The organism is Pseudomonas sp. 10-1B, assembly GCF_000935045.1.
GTDB lineage: Bacteria > Pseudomonadota > Gammaproteobacteria > Pseudomonadales > Pseudomonadaceae > Aquipseudomonas.
Window position 1 is genome coordinate 31433 of sequence record NZ_JYKS01000050.1, and the last position, 16758, is coordinate 48190.

General features: G+C 64.6%; 13 protein-coding genes. 7 read left to right on the forward strand and 6 right to left on the reverse strand.

Features of this window, described 5'->3' with window-relative positions; genetic code table 11:
* Positions 1-11 precede the first annotated feature (11 nt).
* The 3 genes from TZ03_RS23270 (at position 12) to TZ03_RS23280 (ending at position 3076) form a co-directional block, all read left to right on the forward strand.
* Positions 12-1160 carry a PQQ-dependent sugar dehydrogenase gene (locus tag TZ03_RS23270; protein ID WP_051100705.1) on the forward strand — a complete coding sequence of 383 codons (1149 nt, stop codon included), beginning with the start codon at positions 12-14 and terminating at the stop codon, positions 1158-1160.
* A gap of 213 nt (positions 1161-1373) precedes the next feature.
* Positions 1374-2480 (forward strand): cell division protein ZapE, encoded by a 1107-nt coding sequence (gene zapE / locus TZ03_RS23275; protein ID WP_051100706.1) that lies wholly within the window; start codon positions 1374-1376, stop codon positions 2478-2480.
* A 14-nt stretch (positions 2481-2494) separates the two neighbouring features.
* Positions 2495-3076, forward strand: coding sequence for a DinB family protein (locus tag TZ03_RS23280; RefSeq protein WP_051100707.1), 582 nt, complete (start codon positions 2495-2497; stop codon positions 3074-3076).
* A gap of 221 nt (positions 3077-3297) precedes the next feature.
* Here the strand turns inward: TZ03_RS23280 and TZ03_RS23285 are convergent, their stop codons facing one another.
* The 4 genes from TZ03_RS23285 to yegQ form a co-directional block, all read right to left on the reverse strand.
* A complete protein-coding gene (locus TZ03_RS23285; RefSeq protein WP_051100708.1) occupies positions 3298-4296 on the reverse strand; it encodes an alpha/beta fold hydrolase in 999 nt (332 codons plus the stop codon).
* A 107-nt stretch (positions 4297-4403) separates the two neighbouring features.
* Positions 4404-4832, reverse strand: coding sequence for a DUF411 domain-containing protein (locus TZ03_RS23290; protein ID WP_051100709.1), 429 nt, complete (start codon positions 4830-4832; stop codon positions 4404-4406).
* 14 nt (positions 4833-4846) lie between these two features.
* Positions 4847-4984, reverse strand: a complete 138-nt coding sequence (locus tag TZ03_RS32070) for a copper resistance protein B (RefSeq protein WP_082056701.1) — start codon at positions 4982-4984, stop codon at positions 4847-4849.
* Between the two features lie 118 nt (positions 4985-5102).
* A complete protein-coding gene (gene yegQ / locus TZ03_RS23295) occupies positions 5103-6437 on the reverse strand; it encodes a tRNA 5-hydroxyuridine modification protein YegQ (protein WP_051100710.1) in 1335 nt (444 codons plus the stop codon).
* Between the two features lie 132 nt (positions 6438-6569).
* On the opposite strand from yegQ, the gene TZ03_RS23300 reads away from it, so the two are divergent.
* Positions 6570-7634 (forward strand): AI-2E family transporter, encoded by a 1065-nt coding sequence (locus TZ03_RS23300; RefSeq protein WP_051100711.1) that lies wholly within the window; start codon positions 6570-6572, stop codon positions 7632-7634.
* A gap of 429 nt (positions 7635-8063) precedes the next feature.
* Here the strand turns inward: TZ03_RS23300 and phnX are convergent, their stop codons facing one another.
* Complete coding sequence (gene phnX / locus TZ03_RS23305) at positions 8064-8891, reverse strand: phosphonoacetaldehyde hydrolase (RefSeq protein ID WP_051100712.1); 828 nt, start codon at positions 8889-8891, stop codon at positions 8064-8066.
* Positions 8892-8925: 34 nt separating this feature from the next.
* Positions 8926-10032 (reverse strand): 2-aminoethylphosphonate--pyruvate transaminase, encoded by a 1107-nt coding sequence (locus tag TZ03_RS23310; protein WP_051100713.1) that lies wholly within the window; start codon positions 10030-10032, stop codon positions 8926-8928.
* 112 nt (positions 10033-10144) lie between these two features.
* Here TZ03_RS23310 and TZ03_RS23315 point away from each other — a divergent pair, with 112 nt between their 5' ends.
* The 3 genes from TZ03_RS23315 (at position 10145) to TZ03_RS23325 (ending at position 16758) form a co-directional block, all read left to right on the forward strand.
* On the forward strand, positions 10145-11008 hold the full coding sequence (locus TZ03_RS23315; protein WP_051100714.1) for a LysR substrate-binding domain-containing protein: 864 nt from the start codon (positions 10145-10147) through the stop codon (positions 11006-11008).
* A gap of 143 nt (positions 11009-11151) precedes the next feature.
* Entirely contained in the window at positions 11152-12171 is a 1020-nt protein-coding gene (locus tag TZ03_RS23320) for an AraC family transcriptional regulator (RefSeq protein WP_051100715.1), read from the forward strand.
* Positions 12172-12273: 102 nt separating this feature from the next.
* Positions 12274-16758, forward strand: coding sequence for an NEL-type E3 ubiquitin ligase domain-containing protein (locus TZ03_RS23325; protein WP_053388460.1), 4485 nt, complete (start codon positions 12274-12276; stop codon positions 16756-16758).

A 16758-nucleotide genomic window follows, 5' to 3' on the forward strand; every position in this document is an offset into this window, starting at 1 on the left:
AGGAATCCCGCATGTCCCGAGCTACCTGGCTAGTCTCCCTGACCGCCGCTGCACTGCTGCCGTTGTTGGCGCAGGCAGCGGCCGAACAGCAGTTTCGCAGTGAAGAAGGCACGTTGACCGTCAGCACCCTGGCCGACGGCCTGCGCAACCCCTGGGCGCTGGCCTTCCTGCCGGGCGGCAAGGACATGTTGGTGACCGAGCGCGCCGGCAACCTGCGAGTGGTCAACGCCGAAGGCAAGGTTGGCCCGCCCATCAGCGGCGTGCCCAAGGTCTGGGCCGAGGGCCAAGGCGGCCTGCTGGATGTGCTGCTGTCGCCGGAGTTCGGCAAGGATCGCACCGTGTACCTGTCATACGCCGAGGAGGGTAGTGATGGCAAGGCGGGTACCGCGGTCGGCCGTGGGCAGCTGTCCGAGGACCGTGCCCGGCTGGAAAACTTCACGGTGATCTTCCGCCAGCAGCCCAAGCTGTCGGTGGGCAACCACTTCGGTTCGCGGCTGGTGTTCGACCGCGACGGCTACCTGTTCATCGCCCTGGGCGAGAACAACCAGCGCCCGACTGCCCAGGACCTGGACAAGCTGCAAGGCAAGGTCGTGCGCATTCTGCCGGACGGCGAGGTGCCCAAGGACAACCCCTTCGTCGGCAAGGACAACGTACGGCCGGAGATCTGGTCGTTCGGCCACCGCAACCAGCAAGGCGCCGCGCTCAACCCCTGGACCGGCAAGCTCTGGACCCACGAACATGGCCCGCGCGGCGGCGACGAGATCAACATCCCCGAACCCGGCAAGAACTATGGCTGGCCGATTGCGACACACGGCGTCAACTACTCGCTGTTGCCGATACCCGAGGCCAAGGGCAAGCACGTGGAGGGTATGGTCGACCCACACCATGTGTGGGAGAAGTCGCCAGGCATCAGCGGCATGGCGTTCTACGACAGCCCGACCTTCAAGGCCTGGGACCACAATCTGTTCATTGGCGCGCTGGTCACCCAGGAGCTGATCCGCCTGCAACTGGACGGCGACAAGGTGGTGCATGAGGAACGTTTGCTGGGCGAATTGAAGGCGCGTATTCGCGATGTGCGGTTGGGGCCGGACGGGTACCTGTATGTGCTGACCGACGACAAGGACGGCAAGTTGCTGAAAGTAGGATTGGCCGAGGGCTGAGGCAAAGGTTGCCTGCACCGGCCTCATCGCCGGCAAGCCAGCTCCCACCTCGACCGCATTGCCCTCAAGCCATGTGCAATCCCTGTGGGCGATTCTATGGTTTCTGGCAAGGGCATCAGGGTTGCCAGGTGCTTGCCACAGCATCTGTCAGCCCTGATGCAATCCCTATGGGAGCCGGCTTGCCGGCGATGAGGCCGCTGCAGATAATGCCGCATGACTATCGACCCCCACTCCCTCTACCAGCAAGCCCTGAGCACCCAGGGTTTTGTCGCTGACCCGGCCCAGGCCCGCGCCGTCGAGGCCTTGCAGGGCTGTTTCCAGGCAGTCGAACAGGGCCGCGTCATCCCGGGCATCTACCTGTGGGGCCCGGTCGGCCGCGGCAAGACCTGGTTGATGGACCAGTTCCACCGCTGCCTGCGCGTACCCAGCCGGCGTCAGCACTTCCATCACTTCATGGCCTGGGTGCACCAGCGCCTGTTCCAGCTCAACGGCACCGCCGACCCGCTGTTGGCGCTGGCCGGCGAGCTGGCCCGGCAGATCCGCGTGCTGTGCTTCGACGAGTTGTTCGTCAACGACATCGGTGACGCGATCATCCTCGGCCGCCTGTTCCAGGTGCTGTTCGACCATGGCGTGGTGATCGTCGCCACCTCCAACCAGCCACCCGAGCAGCTCTACCGCGACGGTTTCAACCGCGAGCGTTTTCTGCCCGCCATCGCCGCTATCCAGCGGCACATGCAGGTATTGCCGGTGGCTGGCGAGCAGGATCATCGCCTGCACCCAGGTGCCGAACGGCAGCGTTACTGGGTGGCGCAAGCGGGGCAGCCCAGCCCGTTGGGCGAGGTGTTCCGGCAGCTCAGTCCAGATGACGCTGGCAGCGATCAGCCTTTGGCCATCGGCTCAAGGCAGGTGCAGGTGGTACGGCGCAGCGAGCATGCCATCTGGTGCCGCTTTGCCGACCTTTGCGAACAACCGCTGGCGGCCATGGAGTTCATGGCCCTGTGCGACCGTTTTCGCGCCATTCTGGTGTCGGGCATTCCGGCGCTGGGTGGTGAGCAACGGGCTGGTCGTATCGCCCGCGGCACCGAGGATGGCGCGGCGCGGGTGGTGGCCGGCGATCGCCAACTGCCGGCGCTGTCACCCAAGGACGATGCGGTGCGCCGTTTCATTGCCCTGGTCGACGAATGCTACGACCGCCGGATAGCGTTGTACCTGGAGGCGCAGGTGCCGCTCGATGCCCTCTACACTCAAGGGTATCTGGCGTTCCCGTACCAACGGACCTTGAGCCGGCTACGGGAGATGCAATTGCAACGCTTCGCCTGACAAGGAGCCGACCCATGGAGCCGCTGTCGCATCATCTGCTGACCCAGGCCTACAACAATGGCTGGGCCAACCACCGTCTGTACAAGGCCTGCCTGCAACTGAGCCAGGACGAATTCGTCGCCCCGCGCTGCAGCTTTTTCCCGTCGATCAAAGCCACCCTCAACCACTTGCTGACGGTGGACTGGTTCTACCTGCATATGCTCGAGTGCGAGCAACGTGGCGAGCAGCCCGATGCCGATGGCGAGCGCTTCTTCGACCCGGAGCAGCCGTTTGCCACCTGCACCGACCTGCATGCCGAGCAAGCCCAGGCCGACCACCGGCTGATCGCTTATTGTCGGGGGCTGCGCGACGACGACCTGGGACGCTATGTGAGCATCGTGCGGCCCGAGCGAGTGCAGCGTGAGCAGCGGTTGCGCTTGCTGGCGCACCTGTTCGAGCACCAGATGCATCACCGTGGGCAGGTGCACGCGATGCTCAGTGACACGGCGGTACGGCCACCGCAGCTGGATGAATTTTTCTGTGAGGAAGAGGCTGGGTTGCGGGCGCGGGACTTTGCCGAGTTGGGCTGGACCGAGGCGCAGATCTGGAAAATGTAGAGAGGCCAGTGGGCTCAACTCAACTGCCTTGCTCAAAGAAAAGCTTGCGCGATCCCTGTGGGAGCGGGCTTGCCCGCGAACACCGGCGCAGCCGGTGCCATGCACCGCATTGGATTCTTCGCGGGCACGCCCGCTCCCACAGAGGCCGCGTCGCGCTTACGAATTGAGTTCTCTGCGCGATAGCGCAGCCCACAGGGGCGCAAAGCGCCCCAATCCAGGGCTTACCGCCCGAGCCACTCGACCAGTGTGCGGTTGAACCGCATCGGCTCTTCGATCTGTGGCGCATGCCCCATGCCTTCGAAGGTGATCAGCTCACCCTTGGGGATCAGCTTTGCCACCCGCGGCCCCAGCTCCGCATATTTGCCCAACTTGGCCTTCACGTCCGGTGGCGCGATATCACTGCCGATGGCAGTAGTGTCCTTGTCGCCGATCAGCAGCAGGGTCGGCATCTGCAGGTCCTTGAACTCGTGGTACACAGGCTGGGTGAAGATCATGTCGTAGATCAGCGCAGAGTTCCACGCCACCGCTTCATGCCCCGGCCCTTTGTTCAGACCCACCAGCATCTGCACCCAGCGCTCGTACTCCGGCTTCCAGCGCCCGGCGTAGTAGGTTTTGCGTTCGTACTCGCGCACGCCCTCGGCATCCAGCTTCAGCTCGCGGGCATACCACTGGTCCACGGTGCGGTAGGGCACCCCCAGGGCTTTCCAGTCTTCCAGGCCGATCGGGTTGACCATCGCCAGGCGCTCCACCTGCTGCGGGTACATCAACGCGTAGCGGGTGGCGAGCATGCCGCCGGTGGAGTGGCCGAGCACGATGGCCTGCTTGATGCCCAGTTGTTCGAGCAAGGTATGGGTGTTGTCCGCCAGTTGCTGGAAGCTGTACTGGTAATGCGCCGGCTTGCTGGAGCTGCAGAAGCCGACCTGGTCGGGGGCGATGACCCGGTAGCCGGCTTTGCTCAGGGCGTCGATGGTGGTTTCCCAGGTGGCGGCGCAGAAGTTCTTGCCGTGCATCAGCACTACGCTGTGGCCGTTGGCCTGGCCTTGGGCGGGCACGTCCATGTAGCCCATCTGCAGGGTTTGACCCTGGGACGAGAAATCGAAATGCTTGAGCGGGTGCGGGTAGCTGAAGCCTTCGAGCTGGGGGCCATAGGTGGGCGATTCGGCGGCGAAGGCCGGGCTGCCGGCAAGGCAGGCCAGGGCCAGGGCGGTTGCGCGCAGCATGGGGGGACTCCGTGTAGGGCCATGTGGGAATGGGCGACTGTAACAGCCAGTGGCACGCCTGGAACGTGAAAGGTGTTACCAGGCGTGAAGCCAGCCCAGGCTGAGCATCAGTAGTTGGCGACCACGCTGTCCTGGCCATCCAGGGTCACGCCGATGACCTGGTAGGCATCTTTGTGGTCACCCATTTCCATGCCGGGCGAGCCCATGGGCATGCCCGGCACGGCCAGGCCCTTGAGGTCGCTGCGTTTGGCCAGCAGGCGTACCTGCTCGGCCGGCACGTGGCCTTCGACGAACTTGCCGTCGATCACCCCGGTGTGGCACGACGCCAGGCGCGGCGCCACGCCCAGGCGTTGCTTGACCGCGCTCATGTTCGGCTCGACGTGGTCGTTGACGGTGAAGCCGTTGTCGCGCAGGTGACTGATCCAGGCCTTGCAGCAGCCGCAGTTGGGGTCGCGGTAGACGTCGATGGTCTCGGCGGCCTGGGCCAGGCCAGTGATGGCCAGCAGGCCAAGGGGCAGCAAGTGTTTGCGCAGCATGGTGAAGCACTCCTTCAGAAACGCAGGCGGATACCAGCGACCAGGCGGTCTGACCGAGATCTTCGCGCGCCTTGCTCGCGCTTGGCATCGTTGCGGCCGTAGAGGTTGCCTTCCAGGGTCGGTTCCAGTATCCAGCGATTGGTCAGCAGCATAGCGTAAGCTGCCTTCAGCTCCCCCAAAGATTGCGCAAGCCTCCAGATTTCGAGCAAGGCGGCCACGATGTTCGCCGCTGGCGCCTGTCAGGCAGCTGAGGCGCACATTACAGCGTTGTCAGCTTGCCACCTCGTCGGTGCTGAGGTCGCGCATCAGCAGGGCGTAGTCGAGCGCGACCTGTTCCGGGATGGGCAGGTACACCACATGGCCGTCGCCCGGCGCCACGTCGATGGCCTGCTGCTGGCGGTCGCACAGGCGGTGCAGGTCGAAATGGTAGTTGCCGCGCGGGGTCATCAGTTCCAGGTGGTCACCCACGGCGAAGCGGTTCTTCACCTTGACCTCGGCCAAGCCATCGACGCGCACACCGGTCAGCTCGCCGACGAACTGCTGGCGTTCGGACACCGAGTTGCCGCGCTGATAGTTCTGGTACTCGTCATGTACGTGGCGGCGCAGGAAACCTTCGGTGTAGCCGCGTTGCGCCAGGGATTCGAGGTTGCCCATCAGGGTGCGGTCGAACGGCCGCCCGGCCGCGGCGTCGTCGATCGCCTGGCGGTACGATTGCACCGCGCGGGCGCAATAGAAATGCGATTTGGTGCGGCCTTCGATCTTCAGCGAATGCACGCCCATGCCGGCCAGGCGCTCGACGTGCTGGATGGCGCGCAGGTCCTTGGCGTTCATGATGTAGGTGCCGTGCTCGTCCTCGAATGCCGGCATTTCGCTGCCGGGGCGGTTGCTCTCTTGCAGCAGGAACACCTGTTCGGTGGGGGCGCCCAGGCCCAGGGTCGGTTGCACCTCGCGCACGATGTCGCCAGTGGCGTTCTCGGTGGCTGGCGCGGCGTCGTACTTCCAGCGGCAGGCGTTGGTGCAGGTGCCCTGGTTGGCATCGCGCTTGTTGAGGTAGCCCGACAGCAGGCAACGGCCGGAGTAGGCCATGCACAGCGCGCCATGGACGAACACTTCCAGCTCCATGCCCGGCACCTGCTGGCGGATTTCCTCGATCTCTTCGAGCGACAGCTCCCGCGACAGGATCACCCGGCTCAGGCCCAGCTGCTGCCAGAACTGTACGCTGGCCCAGTTGACCGTGTTGGCCTGCACCGACAGGTGTATCGGCATCTGCGGGAAGTGCTGGCGCACCAGCATGATCAGGCCGGGGTCGGACATGATCAGTGCATCCGGCGCCATCTCGATCACCGGCGCCAGGTCGTTGAGGAAGGTCTTGAGCTTGGCATTGTGCGGGGCGATGTTGACCACCACGTAGAAACGCTTGCCCAGGGCATGTGCCTGCTGGATGCCCAGCGCCAGGTTGGCATGGTCGAATTCGTTGTTGCGCACCCGCAAGCTGTAGCGCGGCTGGCCGGCGTAGACCGCGTCGGCACCATAGGCAAAGGCGTAGCGCATGGTCTTGAGGGTGCCGGCGGGGGCTAGCAATTCGGGCTTGGCGATAGGGTTCATGTGCGCACCGGGGCAAAAGGCGCGGATGCTAGCGCTGGCGGACAAGGCGCGTATTGATTTGCGTCAAAGGCGTGGTGGCACTTTTGCCCAGGCGCTGCGTACTAATATCCAGAAGCCATGCGAGGACCCGCGATGAACGAAACCGCGCTACAGAACAAAGCCTTGGCAGTACTCCTGGCGTTGGTGACCATCGCCTTTGTCTGGATCCTGCTGCCGTACTACGGCGCGATCTTCTGGGCGGTGATACTCGGCATCCTGTTTGCCCCGCTGCAGCGGCACCTGCTGATGCGATTTGGGCGCCGGCGCAACCTGGCTGCGGCCACGACCTTGCTGGTGTGCCTGCTGGTGGCGATTTTGCCGGTGATCATCACCAGCGTGCTGCTGGTGCAGGAAGGTGCCACGCTGTACCAACGCATCGAGAGCGGGCAACTGGACATCGCCGGCTATGTCGAGCGCGGCAAGGACATGCTCCCGGCGTTTGCCCAGCGTGGCCTGGACAGCATGGGCATGGGCAACCTCGACGGGCTGCGCGAGAAGATCACCAAGTGGGCCACCCAAGGCAGCCAGGTGCTGGCCAGCCAGGCGTACAGCTTTGGCCAGGGCACGTTCGAATTCCTGGTCAGCTTCGGCATCATGCTGTACCTGCTGTTCTTCTTCCTGCGCGAAGGCGCGGAGGTGGCCCGTCGGGTGCGCTTGGCCGTGCCGCTGCCCGAGCACCAGAAGCGCCGCCTGCAACTGAAGTTCAACCGCGTGGTGCGGGCGACGGTGAAAGGCAACGTGCTGGTGGCCATTACCCAGGGGGCGCTGGGCGGTTTCATCTTCTGGGTGCTGGATATTCCCAGCGCGCTGGTGTGGGCGGTGCTGATGGCGTTTCTGTCGCTGCTGCCGGCGGTGGGCGCGGGGATCGTGTGGGCGCCGGTGGCAGCGTATTTCCTGCTGACCGGGGCGATACTGCCGGGGGTGGTCCTGACCGCGTTCGGGGTGTTGGTGATTGGTTTGGTGGACAACGTGCTGCGGCCGATCCTGGTGGGCAAGGACACGCGCATGCCGGACTACCTGATCCTGGTGTCGACGCTGGGCGGGCTGGCGGTGTTCGGGCTCAACGGCTTCGTGATCGGGCCGTTGATCGCGGCGTTGTTCGTGTCGAGCTGGGCGATCTTTGCCGCGACCAAGCCGCAGGTGCAGTTGCCGGAGTAGCAGTGTCGGGCCAATGGGGTCGCGTTGCGACCCTTTCGCGACACAAGGCCGCTCCCACTGGTAATGCTGTTCACTTAAGAGTGATGTCACACTGATTGGGGCTGCTGCGCAGCCCATCGCAGGCAAGCCAGCTCCCACACCGATCGCATGGATCTCAAGCCCTGTGCAGTACCTGTGGGAGCTGGCTTGTCGTGGCGACGAACCGCTGCGATGGGTCGCAGAGCGGCCCCAATTGCTTAAGTGAACAGCATTACGCCCCCACTGGGCACTGGTGAGAGCAACAGTTTTGTATTGCCTGGGCTGGCCTCATCGCTGGCAAGCCAGCTCCCACAGGTATTGCACAGGGCTTGAGGCCTATGCGGTCGAGGTGGGAGCGGCCTTGTGTCGCGAAAGGGCTGCGAAGCAGCCCCATCTGGCTGACAGACCGGCTCAGAACGCCTGTGGCATCTCGCCCTTGGCCAGGCGTCGGTTGATGTCGGCGATCACTTCGGGCAGTTCGTTGATGGTGTCGATCAGGTAGTGCGGGCGGGAGCCGGCGAACAGCGCGTGGATGCGCTGGCGTTCGCTTTCCAGCTTCTCGGCGCTCAGCGCGCGGTAGCCTTCCCAGGTCAGCCCTAGAGCGTTGCCCGAGCACACCAGGGCCACGGTCCACATGCCCGCGCGGCGGCCTTCGAGAATGCCCGGCACGGTGTCGTCGACCTTCACGCAGGCGGCCACATCGTCAATCCCCAGGGCGATCACGTTGGCCAAGGCCTGGGCCGGCCATGGGCGGCCGTTCGGGGTTTCGTCGGTGGCTACCACGTGGTCGGCCACGTAGCCGTTCTGCGCGGCCAGTTCCACCACCTTGTCCATCACCACTTTCGGGTAGCCCGAGCATGAACCGATCTTCAGGCCGCCCTGGCGCAGGCCGGTAAGGGTGTCCAGGGCGCCGGGAATCAGCGCCGAGTGCACGGCGATCTTCTCGATCTGCAGCGGCATGAAGCGGTTGTAGATGGCGGTGACATCATCGTCGGTCGGGGTACGGCCGAACACCTTGCGGTAGCGCTCGGCAATTTCCGGCACGTCGCACAGGGTGCGGATGTGGTCCCACTTGCCCATGCCCATCGGGCCACGTGCTTCTTCGATGGACACTTGCACATCGAATTCGGCAAAGGCTTCGACAAAGATCTGGGTCGGGGCGAAGGAGCCGAAATCGACCACGGTGCCGGCCCAGTCAAGGATGGCGGCTTGCAGCTGGGTGGGGTTGCTGTAGTTCATGTGCGCTAACTCCTGAAATCGAATGGGCAGAGGGTCAGATGTCCAGTACTTCCATTTCCCGCAGCACTTCGGCCACGGCATTCACGGCGGCTTGCATGCCGTCGGCACCGACTACGCCGATACAGCCGACGCGGAAGGTTTCGACCTGGGTCAATTTGCCCGGGTAGAGGATGAAGCCCTTGGCCTTGACCCGCTCGTAGAAATCCTTGAACTGGTAGCGGGCGTCTTTCGGCGCATGAAAGGTGACGATGATCGGTGCCTGGATCTCGGCGGGCAGGAAGCTGCGCAGGCCGATGGCGGCCATGCCGTCGAGCAGGGTCTTGCAGTTGTCGGCGTAGCGTTGGTGGCGGGCCGGCAGGCCGCCTTCCTCGTTGTATTGCTGCAGTGCTTCGTGCAGGGCGGCAACCACGTGGGTCGGCGGGGTGAAGCGCCATTGGCCGGTCTTGGCCATGTAGGCGTGCTGGTCGTGCAGGTCCATGGCCAGCGAGTGGGCATTGCCTTCGGCGGCGGCCAGGGCGGTTTTCTCGGCGAAGACGAAGCCCATGCCCGGTACGCCTTCCAGGCATTTGCCGGAGGCCGCGATCAGTGCCTCGAACGGAATTTCGCGGGCGTCGATCGGCAATGCGCCGAACGAACTCATGGCGTCGATGATCAGGCGTTTGCCGTGGCCTTTGATCACCTGGGCGATCTCTGGCAACGGGTTGAGGATACCGGTGCTGGTCTCGCAGTGGATCAGCGCCACGTGGGTTACGGCCGGGTCGGCAGCCAGCAGGCGGTCGACGTCGGCGGCGGTGGTCGGCTGGTCTTCGGCGGTTTCGAAGGTGCTGTAGGTGCGGCCCAGCACTTTGCAGATCTTCGCCAGGCGCTGGCCATAGGCACCGTTGATCAGCACCAGAACCTTGCCGTCACGCGGCACCAGGGTGCCGATGGCCGCTTCCACGGCAAAGGTGCCGCTGCCTTGCAGGGGGACGCAGTGGTGGCTGGCGCTGCCGTCGATGATCGCCAGCAGTTGTTCGCAGACGCTGGCGGTCAGTTGGTTGAAGTCACGGTCCCAGGAGCCCCAGTCCACCAGCATGGCTTGGCGGGTGCGGATTGATGTGGTCAGGGGACCGGGGGTCAGCAGGATAGGGGCGTTGCTCATTCCGTTTTTCCTCACAAGCGGTGGAGTGAAACTACGGGGCCTAGGTTGCAATTCGCGCTGCCATCAATCAAATTGTTTGTTGTTATCCGAGCTATAAGTCAGGCCGATATATATGAACCTGTTCCAGCTGCGTGCCTTCGATGCTGTCGCCCGTGAAGGTAGTTTCACCCGTGCTGCCGCACGGCTGTTCATCAGCCAGCCGGCGGTGACTGGCCACGTCAAGGCACTGGAGGAGCATTACCAGATCACCTTGCTACGGCGCACCGCGCGGCGGGTAGAACTGACCGAAGAGGGAACGCGCCTGGCGGCCATTACCCGCGCCATGTTCGGCTTGGCCGAAGAAGCGCAGGCCATGCTCGAGGCCAACCGGCAATTGCTGACCGGGCGCCTGGAAGTGGCCGCCGACGGCCCGCACCGGGTAATGCCAATGCTCGCCCTGCTGCGCGAGCGCTACCCGGGCATCACTGTGAACCTGCGCCTGGGCAATGCTCAGGAAACCTTGGCGGCATTGCTCAGCGAGCATGCCGACGTGGCTGTGCTGACCGAGATCGAACCACGCAAGGGCCTGCATTTGCAGAACCTGTGTGAGTCGCGCCTGTGCGCCTTGCTGCCAGCGGGGCATGCCTGGGCCAGCGGCGAGGGTGACTTGCCGCTGGCTGAGCTGCACCAGCAGATCATGGTGCTGCGCGAGCCCAGTTCCACCACCCGGCGTACCTTCGACCAAGCCTGTGCCAGGGCGGCCGTGCAGCCCCGCGTGCTGCTGGAGCTGGACAGCCGCGAGGCGGTCACCGAGGCGGTGGCCTCGGAGTTGGGTATCGGCGTGGTTTCATCCACCGAAGTCGCGCATGATCCGAGGGTGGTGGCGCGGCCACTGGCCGGTGCTGGTCTGGTCAACCAGCATATGATCGGCTGCCTGGAGCGGCGCCGCGAGCTGCGCCTGATCCAGGCTTTCCTGGGCTTGGCTGCCAGCGTGTGAGGCAGCCCACAGGGTCCCTGCTAAATCAATCAGTTGTGTGCAGTTCTATAGGAGCTGGCAGTTGCTGAAGCAATGACACCGGCTGGCGTTTTTCCATGGCGGGCCTAAGATGGCCGGCTGAAACCACTGGCGCTGGATGGCCGATGAGCGAGAAAGACACCATTTCCATGCAACTGGTGCGCGAAGCCCTGTTGCAGACCTGCCCGGCGGGGCAACCCGATGCGCCGCTGCTGGCCAGGGCGGGCATCGATGCGTCCCAGCTCGACCTGCCCGAGGCGCGTGTGAGCGCCGAGGCCTATGCCCGGCTCTGGCGCTTGCTGGCGCGACGCTGCAACGACGAATTCTTCGCCATGGACCCGCGCGGCCTGCGCAGCGGCAGCCTGGCCTTCCTGTGCCGTGCGAGTATGGTCCAACCGACTCTCGGTGCGGGCCTGCAGACCGCCCTGGCGTTTCTTTCGCTGATGCTCGAAGACCTGCAGCCGAGCCTGGTGCGCCAGCAGAGCCTGGCCGAGATCGTCATCGGCGAGCCTCGCGATGCGCCGCGCCGCGCTTTCACCTACTTCACCCTGTGGATGATCATCCATGGCGTGACCTGTTGGCTGGCCGGGCGCCGTATCCCGATCCTCGCCATCGACCTGCGCTGCGCCGAGCCACCGTTCTGCGACGACTACCGGGTGATGTTTTCCGAGAATCTTCAGTTCGAGCGCCCGCGCACGCGCATGATCATCAGTGCCGACTGCCTGGACCTGCCGCTGCGACGCACCCAGGAGGAGTTGCAACGTTTCCTCGCCGAGGCGCCAGGCAACATCCTGGTCAAGTACCGCGACCCGGCCAGCCTGGCCTGGCGCATCCGTGAGCAACTGCGGCGCGCCGACCCAGGCGCCTGGCCCGATGCCGAAGGCCAGGCCAGCGCCTTGTGCATCTCGGCCTCGACCCTGCGCCGTCGGCTGGGCGAGGAAGGCCAGACCTACCAAGGGCTCAAGGACAGCGTGCGGCGCGAGCTGGCCATCGCCTGGCTGGCCGATGTCGACCTGGGGCTCGCCGAGATCGCCGAGCGCCTTGGCTTTGCCGACAGCAGTTCGTTCTACAAGGCCTTTCGCAAGTGGTTCGGTTGCAATCCTGGCCACTACCGCCACGTGATCCTGCAGGGGACGGCGCCCTAGGGGGCATACTCATCAGCCACACGGGGATGCGTCCTTTCCCTCTGCTGTGCGGTGGGTGATTGCCTCAGTGTCAAGCCTCCTTTGACCTGCGAGGATGCAGATATGACCCAATCCACCCCACCCTCACTGCCACCGGCGCTTGCCCGCAAGCTGGCCTCTGCCACTGATGATTTCATCGCCACGCAACTGCCGGACTGGTTGCAGCGCGCGTCCGCGGCACAGGTCAATGCATTGCGCGATTGCTTCCAGGCCCACCGGCAGAGCCGGGCGCAGGTGACGGCGGCAACCGCAGGCCTGGTGTCGCCGCGGCAGTTCGCGGCCCAGCGGTTCACGGCCTTGCTGGCGGCCGAAATCCCGCCGGGGCTCAGCCTCGACGACCTTGAATGGCTGGATGTACGGCGCCGCTTCACGGTGAGCCCAGGCGGTAGCCTGCCTGAGGATGAACTGCGTTATGTGCGCTTCCCGGCGCTGTTGCGATTGATGCAAGGATTGCCCGCGGGCAACCCCTTCTACGAAGGCAGCGGCCTTGTCAGGAAGGGCGACAAGGCCGTGCTTTTCACCTCGCTGGCGGACTTTACGCAACGCTGCCATACCGAGGACGTGGGCAAGCGCTATCACGACCTGCTCGCACGCCTGTTCACCCCGGCCGCGCAGCAGGCTCTGGCGCGTCACCAGCGCACGGCGTTCGCCCTGGCATGTGAGCTGGCCGCGCTCAAGGGGCAGCTCGAGACGGTGCATCTAACCGCCTTGCGCCGGTTGTTGGGTAATGGGGGTGGCAATCAAGAGGGTGGCGCACAGGCGTACGCCGGCGCGTTGCACATGCTGGAGTGCCCCGTTGCGCAGAGCCTGAAGATCCAGCTGCGCAATGCGCACGGGGATAGCCTCGGGGTCGTGCTCTACATGCCCAGTGACACCGAGCAGCCGCTGCGCCATTTCGGCTCGGTTTCAGGGTTGAACGACTTCCTGGTGGCCGAGTTGCTCAAGCCGGATGGCCGTGAACGAATCCGGCAACTGATCGCCTTGAAGGACCGCCCAAAGTTCCTGGCTACGCTCGGCAAGCGCCTGCTCGACGACCAGCCCGACCTGCAGCTGGAAGGTGCGGTGATGCATGGCGCTATCTTCGCCGAACTGGCGGCAAGCCAAATCGAACGCGTCAAGGACGATGCCCGCTTGCAGCTGGTTTCGAGTGCCGATGCCGATCATCGCGCCGCCGAGGCACGGCTCAACCAATGGAAGGAGATCGGCCTGGCCGCGTTGGGGCTGGCTGGGCTGGCCAGCCCCGTGGTGGGCATGGTGCTGCTCGGCCAGCTGGTCGTGCAGACGCTTGACCACGTCTACGAAGGCGCTATCGATTGGCACGAAGGGCACCAGCACGAAGCGCTGGAGCACATGCTCGGGGTTGCGGAAACCGTCGTCGTCACGGCGGCCACGGTCGCGGGCGTGAGCCTGGTGGCGCGTGGGTTCCCACGCAGTGCCTTCGTCGATGCAATGGAGCCGGTGAGCACTGGGGAGGAGGAATCACGCCTGTGGCATCGCGACCTGCTGGCCTACGAGTCGACCCCTGAAGACGCCACCCTTGGCGACGACGGGCTCTATGCCAGCGACACGCGCCGCTGGTTACGTGTGGGCCAGCGCTACTACGAGGTCCATCGTCCCGAGGAGCATCAGGCTTGGCGCCTGCGTCATTCACGACGCGAAAACGCCTTCGAGCCGCGGGTCGAGTTCAATGGCGAGCGTTCCTGGCGTCTTCGCCTCGAACAGCCCAGGCACTGGGATGATCGTGCCGACATGCTCGATCGTGTGTGGCCGCAGGACCCGCCCTTGTCCCCGGCCCGTGCCGAGCAGGTGTTGCGTGTGGCGGGCGTCGACGCGGAGGAATTGCGGGGCGTGCTGGTCGAGATGCGTCCTGCGCCATTCAACCTGCGTGACACTTTGCTGCGGTTCGCTGCGGATGATCGGATCAGCCGTGAACTGGATGCCCTGGGTCAATCCGCTGGCAGCATCCGCGATCCGTCGATTCGCCAATGGTGCGCCGCGCACGCGGAAACACAAGGGTTGGGCGAGGACGCACTGGGCGCTTGGCTGCTGGAGGAGTCTGCGCACCTGCAAGGCAACCTGCTGGAACACCTGTCTGGGCCCCGGCCGGTAATGAACCCCTTGGCAACGTTGGTTCGGCGCGACTTTTCCGGGCTCCCCGAACGTTATGCGGTAGAGGCGGTACGTGATGTCGACCCCATCCTGGCTGAAGTGGCCCAGGTCGAGGCACGTGTTCCACTGGCGGTCGCCAGGAAGGCCCGTGCCCTGCTTCGACTGGCCAGGGTGAACCGGGCCCTGGAGGGCTTGTTCCTGCGCAGTGCCTATACCAATGGCACCGGGGAACTGATCATCGCCTTGCTGCGGCGACTGCCCGGATGGCCTCGCTCGATCAACCTCGAGCTGCGCGAGGGGGCGGACAGCGGCCGGCTCTTGACCGAGCTGGATCCTCAAGGCGCACCCGAGGGGCGTGTAGTCCTGGTTTGGCGGCAAGGTCGCTTCCGCCTTTACGACAGCCATGGGCGGGAGCATGCCACAGAGGTGCCGGAGCCGGCGGGCATCTTCCAGGCGTTGGTGGCGTTGCTGGGCCCCGCCGACCTGCAGCGGATGGGCATCTCTGGCAGCGAGCCGGCAGAGCGCTTGCGGTCGAAGCTGGTCGAAGGTTTGCCCGCCGCGCGCAAGGAGATTCTGAACCTGCTTGGCTGGCGTGATGACGCACCATGGTTCAACCCCGGCAAGCGCCTACCGGATGGGCGTGTGGGCTATCCGCTGGGTGGGAATGCATCAAGGCGGGAAACCTCTATCAGTGTGCTCAAGAGCCGCATCCGGGCCCTTTACCCACAGCTCCATGATCGGGATGTCGATCGATACCTGGAACGGCTGCTGTTGCAACCTGGCTCGCCTTTTGAAAGCTTGCTTGCTCAAGAGCACAATTACGCGCAACTCGAAAGTACCCTGTCGCGCTGGACGGGGGGCGCGCGCTCAGGGGCGCGAAGGCAGTTCGCGGCCCGTCTGCTCTCGGCGTGGCGCTACGAGGGGGGCAATGGGCTGACCAACGAGATGAGCCTGGATTTGAGCGGTTGGCACATCGGCCAACTGCCGGAGCTACCAGCGGGCAGCGACTTTTCTCATGTCACCGAGTTGGTGATGGCCGGGGCGGCGCTAGAAGAGTTCCCCACAGGTTTCTTGCATTGCTTCACCTCTCTGCGCACGTTGAGCCTGAGCAACAATCGCCTTACGTCCATTCCCGCGGGTGTCAGCCAACTGACCGAGTTGCGTACGTTGCGCTTGATGTCCAATCGAATCCGCATGAACGCCTCGGGTGCCGATACGCTGTCTTCGTTACCGAACTTGCGCGTGCTCGACCTGAGTCACAACCCCTTGCGTTCGTTGGCATTGCGTTTCCAGGCGTTGCCCCACCTGTCGATACTGCGCTTGAAGCGCTGCCGGTTGAGTAGCGTGCCCAGGGGCCTGGAGCGGTCCAGGTTGTTGACGATCGTCGACCTCAGCGACAACGATATCAGTACATTGCCGCCTGAACTGCTACAAGCGCCGTGGTCTTTCAGAAGCCGCTTCAACCTGCTGCGCAACCCCTTGGCGCACCAGGAATACACGCGGTTGTATGTCAACGACCCGTATGAGGCTATCCGGGCCAATGAAGTGGACGTGGCCACCGCCCGAAGCCTGTGGCTTGCCGTCGGCGACCCTGGCCAGTTCACGACACGTTCGGCGCTGTGGAACCGTTTGGCGGGCGCGCCAGAGAGCCTGGACCTGTTGCAGTTGCTGGCCAATCTCACTCAAACCACTGATTTCACCCATGCCAGGGCAGCGCTTACCGAGCAGGTCTGGGGGGTGCTGAGCGCCGTGGAGCAGGATGCCGACCTTCGCCAGGCAGTGTTCGACCGTGCGCGCGAGGAACTGGGCTGCCATGATAGCACCGCAGAGCGCTTCAGCCGCGTGCAATTGCAGATACTGGTCCACCAGGCCAATCTGCAAGGTACTACCGGACAAGCGGGCCATGCCTTGCTGGCACTGGGGCGGCGCCTGTTCCGCCTCGAAGCATTGGAGCGCTTCGCTCATCAGGATGCCCTGCAGCGGCTGGCGAGCGACCCGGATACCGATGTCCTGGAGGTCATTCTCGGCTACCGGGTGCATCTGGCTCATGCGCTCGACCTGCCTTGCCAGCCTCGTACGATGATGTTCGAGCGGCTTGCCGAAATCACACCCCACCTCGAGCGTGCGGCACTCGAGGCGGTCCGGGGCGCGGAAGCGAGCGGGGCCCTGGCCGAAAACATCGCCGAACGGGACTTCTGGCGCATCCACCTCAAGCGGCGGCACGCGGCAGCCTTTGCCGCGATCGCCGAGGACTTCGCCGCACGGGGTTCCGAGCTCGACAGCCTGAGCACTACCCTGACGAGCCAGGACTACACGGATCGATGGCAGGTACTGATGACGGAGCGGCAATCGGCCGAGCATCACCTGGTCTTGCAACTGACCCGCGAGGCCCTGGAGGAGGGCGAGCCCGAGGCAGGCCAATCCGCTCAGTCCGTTTGA

What these genes read in the sequence shown, in the direction of transcription:
- TZ03_RS23270 (WP_051100705.1), top strand. Translation starts at nt 12, where the DNA reads ATGTCCCGAGCTACCTGGCTAGTCTCCCTGACCGCCGCTGCACTGCTG.
- TZ03_RS23285 (WP_051100708.1), bottom strand. Translation starts at nt 4,296, where the DNA reads ATGCTGCGCGCAACCGCCCTGGCCCTGGCCTGCCTTGCCGGCAGCCCG.
- TZ03_RS23320 (WP_051100715.1), top strand. Translation starts at nt 11,152, where the DNA reads ATGAGCGAGAAAGACACCATTTCCATGCAACTGGTGCGCGAAGCCCTG.
- TZ03_RS23310 (WP_051100713.1), bottom strand. Translation starts at nt 10,032, where the DNA reads ATGAGCAACGCCCCTATCCTGCTGACCCCCGGTCCCCTGACCACATCA.
- TZ03_RS32070 (WP_082056701.1), bottom strand. Translation starts at nt 4,984, where the DNA reads ATGCTGCTGACCAATCGCTGGATACTGGAACCGACCCTGGAAGGCAAC.
- TZ03_RS23325 (WP_053388460.1), top strand. Translation starts at nt 12,274, where the DNA reads ATGACCCAATCCACCCCACCCTCACTGCCACCGGCGCTTGCCCGCAAG.
- TZ03_RS23300 (WP_051100711.1), top strand. Translation starts at nt 6,570, where the DNA reads ATGAACGAAACCGCGCTACAGAACAAAGCCTTGGCAGTACTCCTGGCG.
- TZ03_RS23280 (WP_051100707.1), top strand. Translation starts at nt 2,495, where the DNA reads ATGGAGCCGCTGTCGCATCATCTGCTGACCCAGGCCTACAACAATGGC.
- yegQ (WP_051100710.1), bottom strand. Translation starts at nt 6,437, where the DNA reads ATGAACCCTATCGCCAAGCCCGAATTGCTAGCCCCCGCCGGCACCCTC.
- phnX (WP_051100712.1), bottom strand. Translation starts at nt 8,891, where the DNA reads ATGAACTACAGCAACCCCACCCAGCTGCAAGCCGCCATCCTTGACTGG.
- zapE (WP_051100706.1), top strand. Translation starts at nt 1,374, where the DNA reads ATGACTATCGACCCCCACTCCCTCTACCAGCAAGCCCTGAGCACCCAG.
- TZ03_RS23315 (WP_051100714.1), top strand. Translation starts at nt 10,145, where the DNA reads ATGAACCTGTTCCAGCTGCGTGCCTTCGATGCTGTCGCCCGTGAAGGT.
- TZ03_RS23290 (WP_051100709.1), bottom strand. Translation starts at nt 4,832, where the DNA reads ATGCTGCGCAAACACTTGCTGCCCCTTGGCCTGCTGGCCATCACTGGC.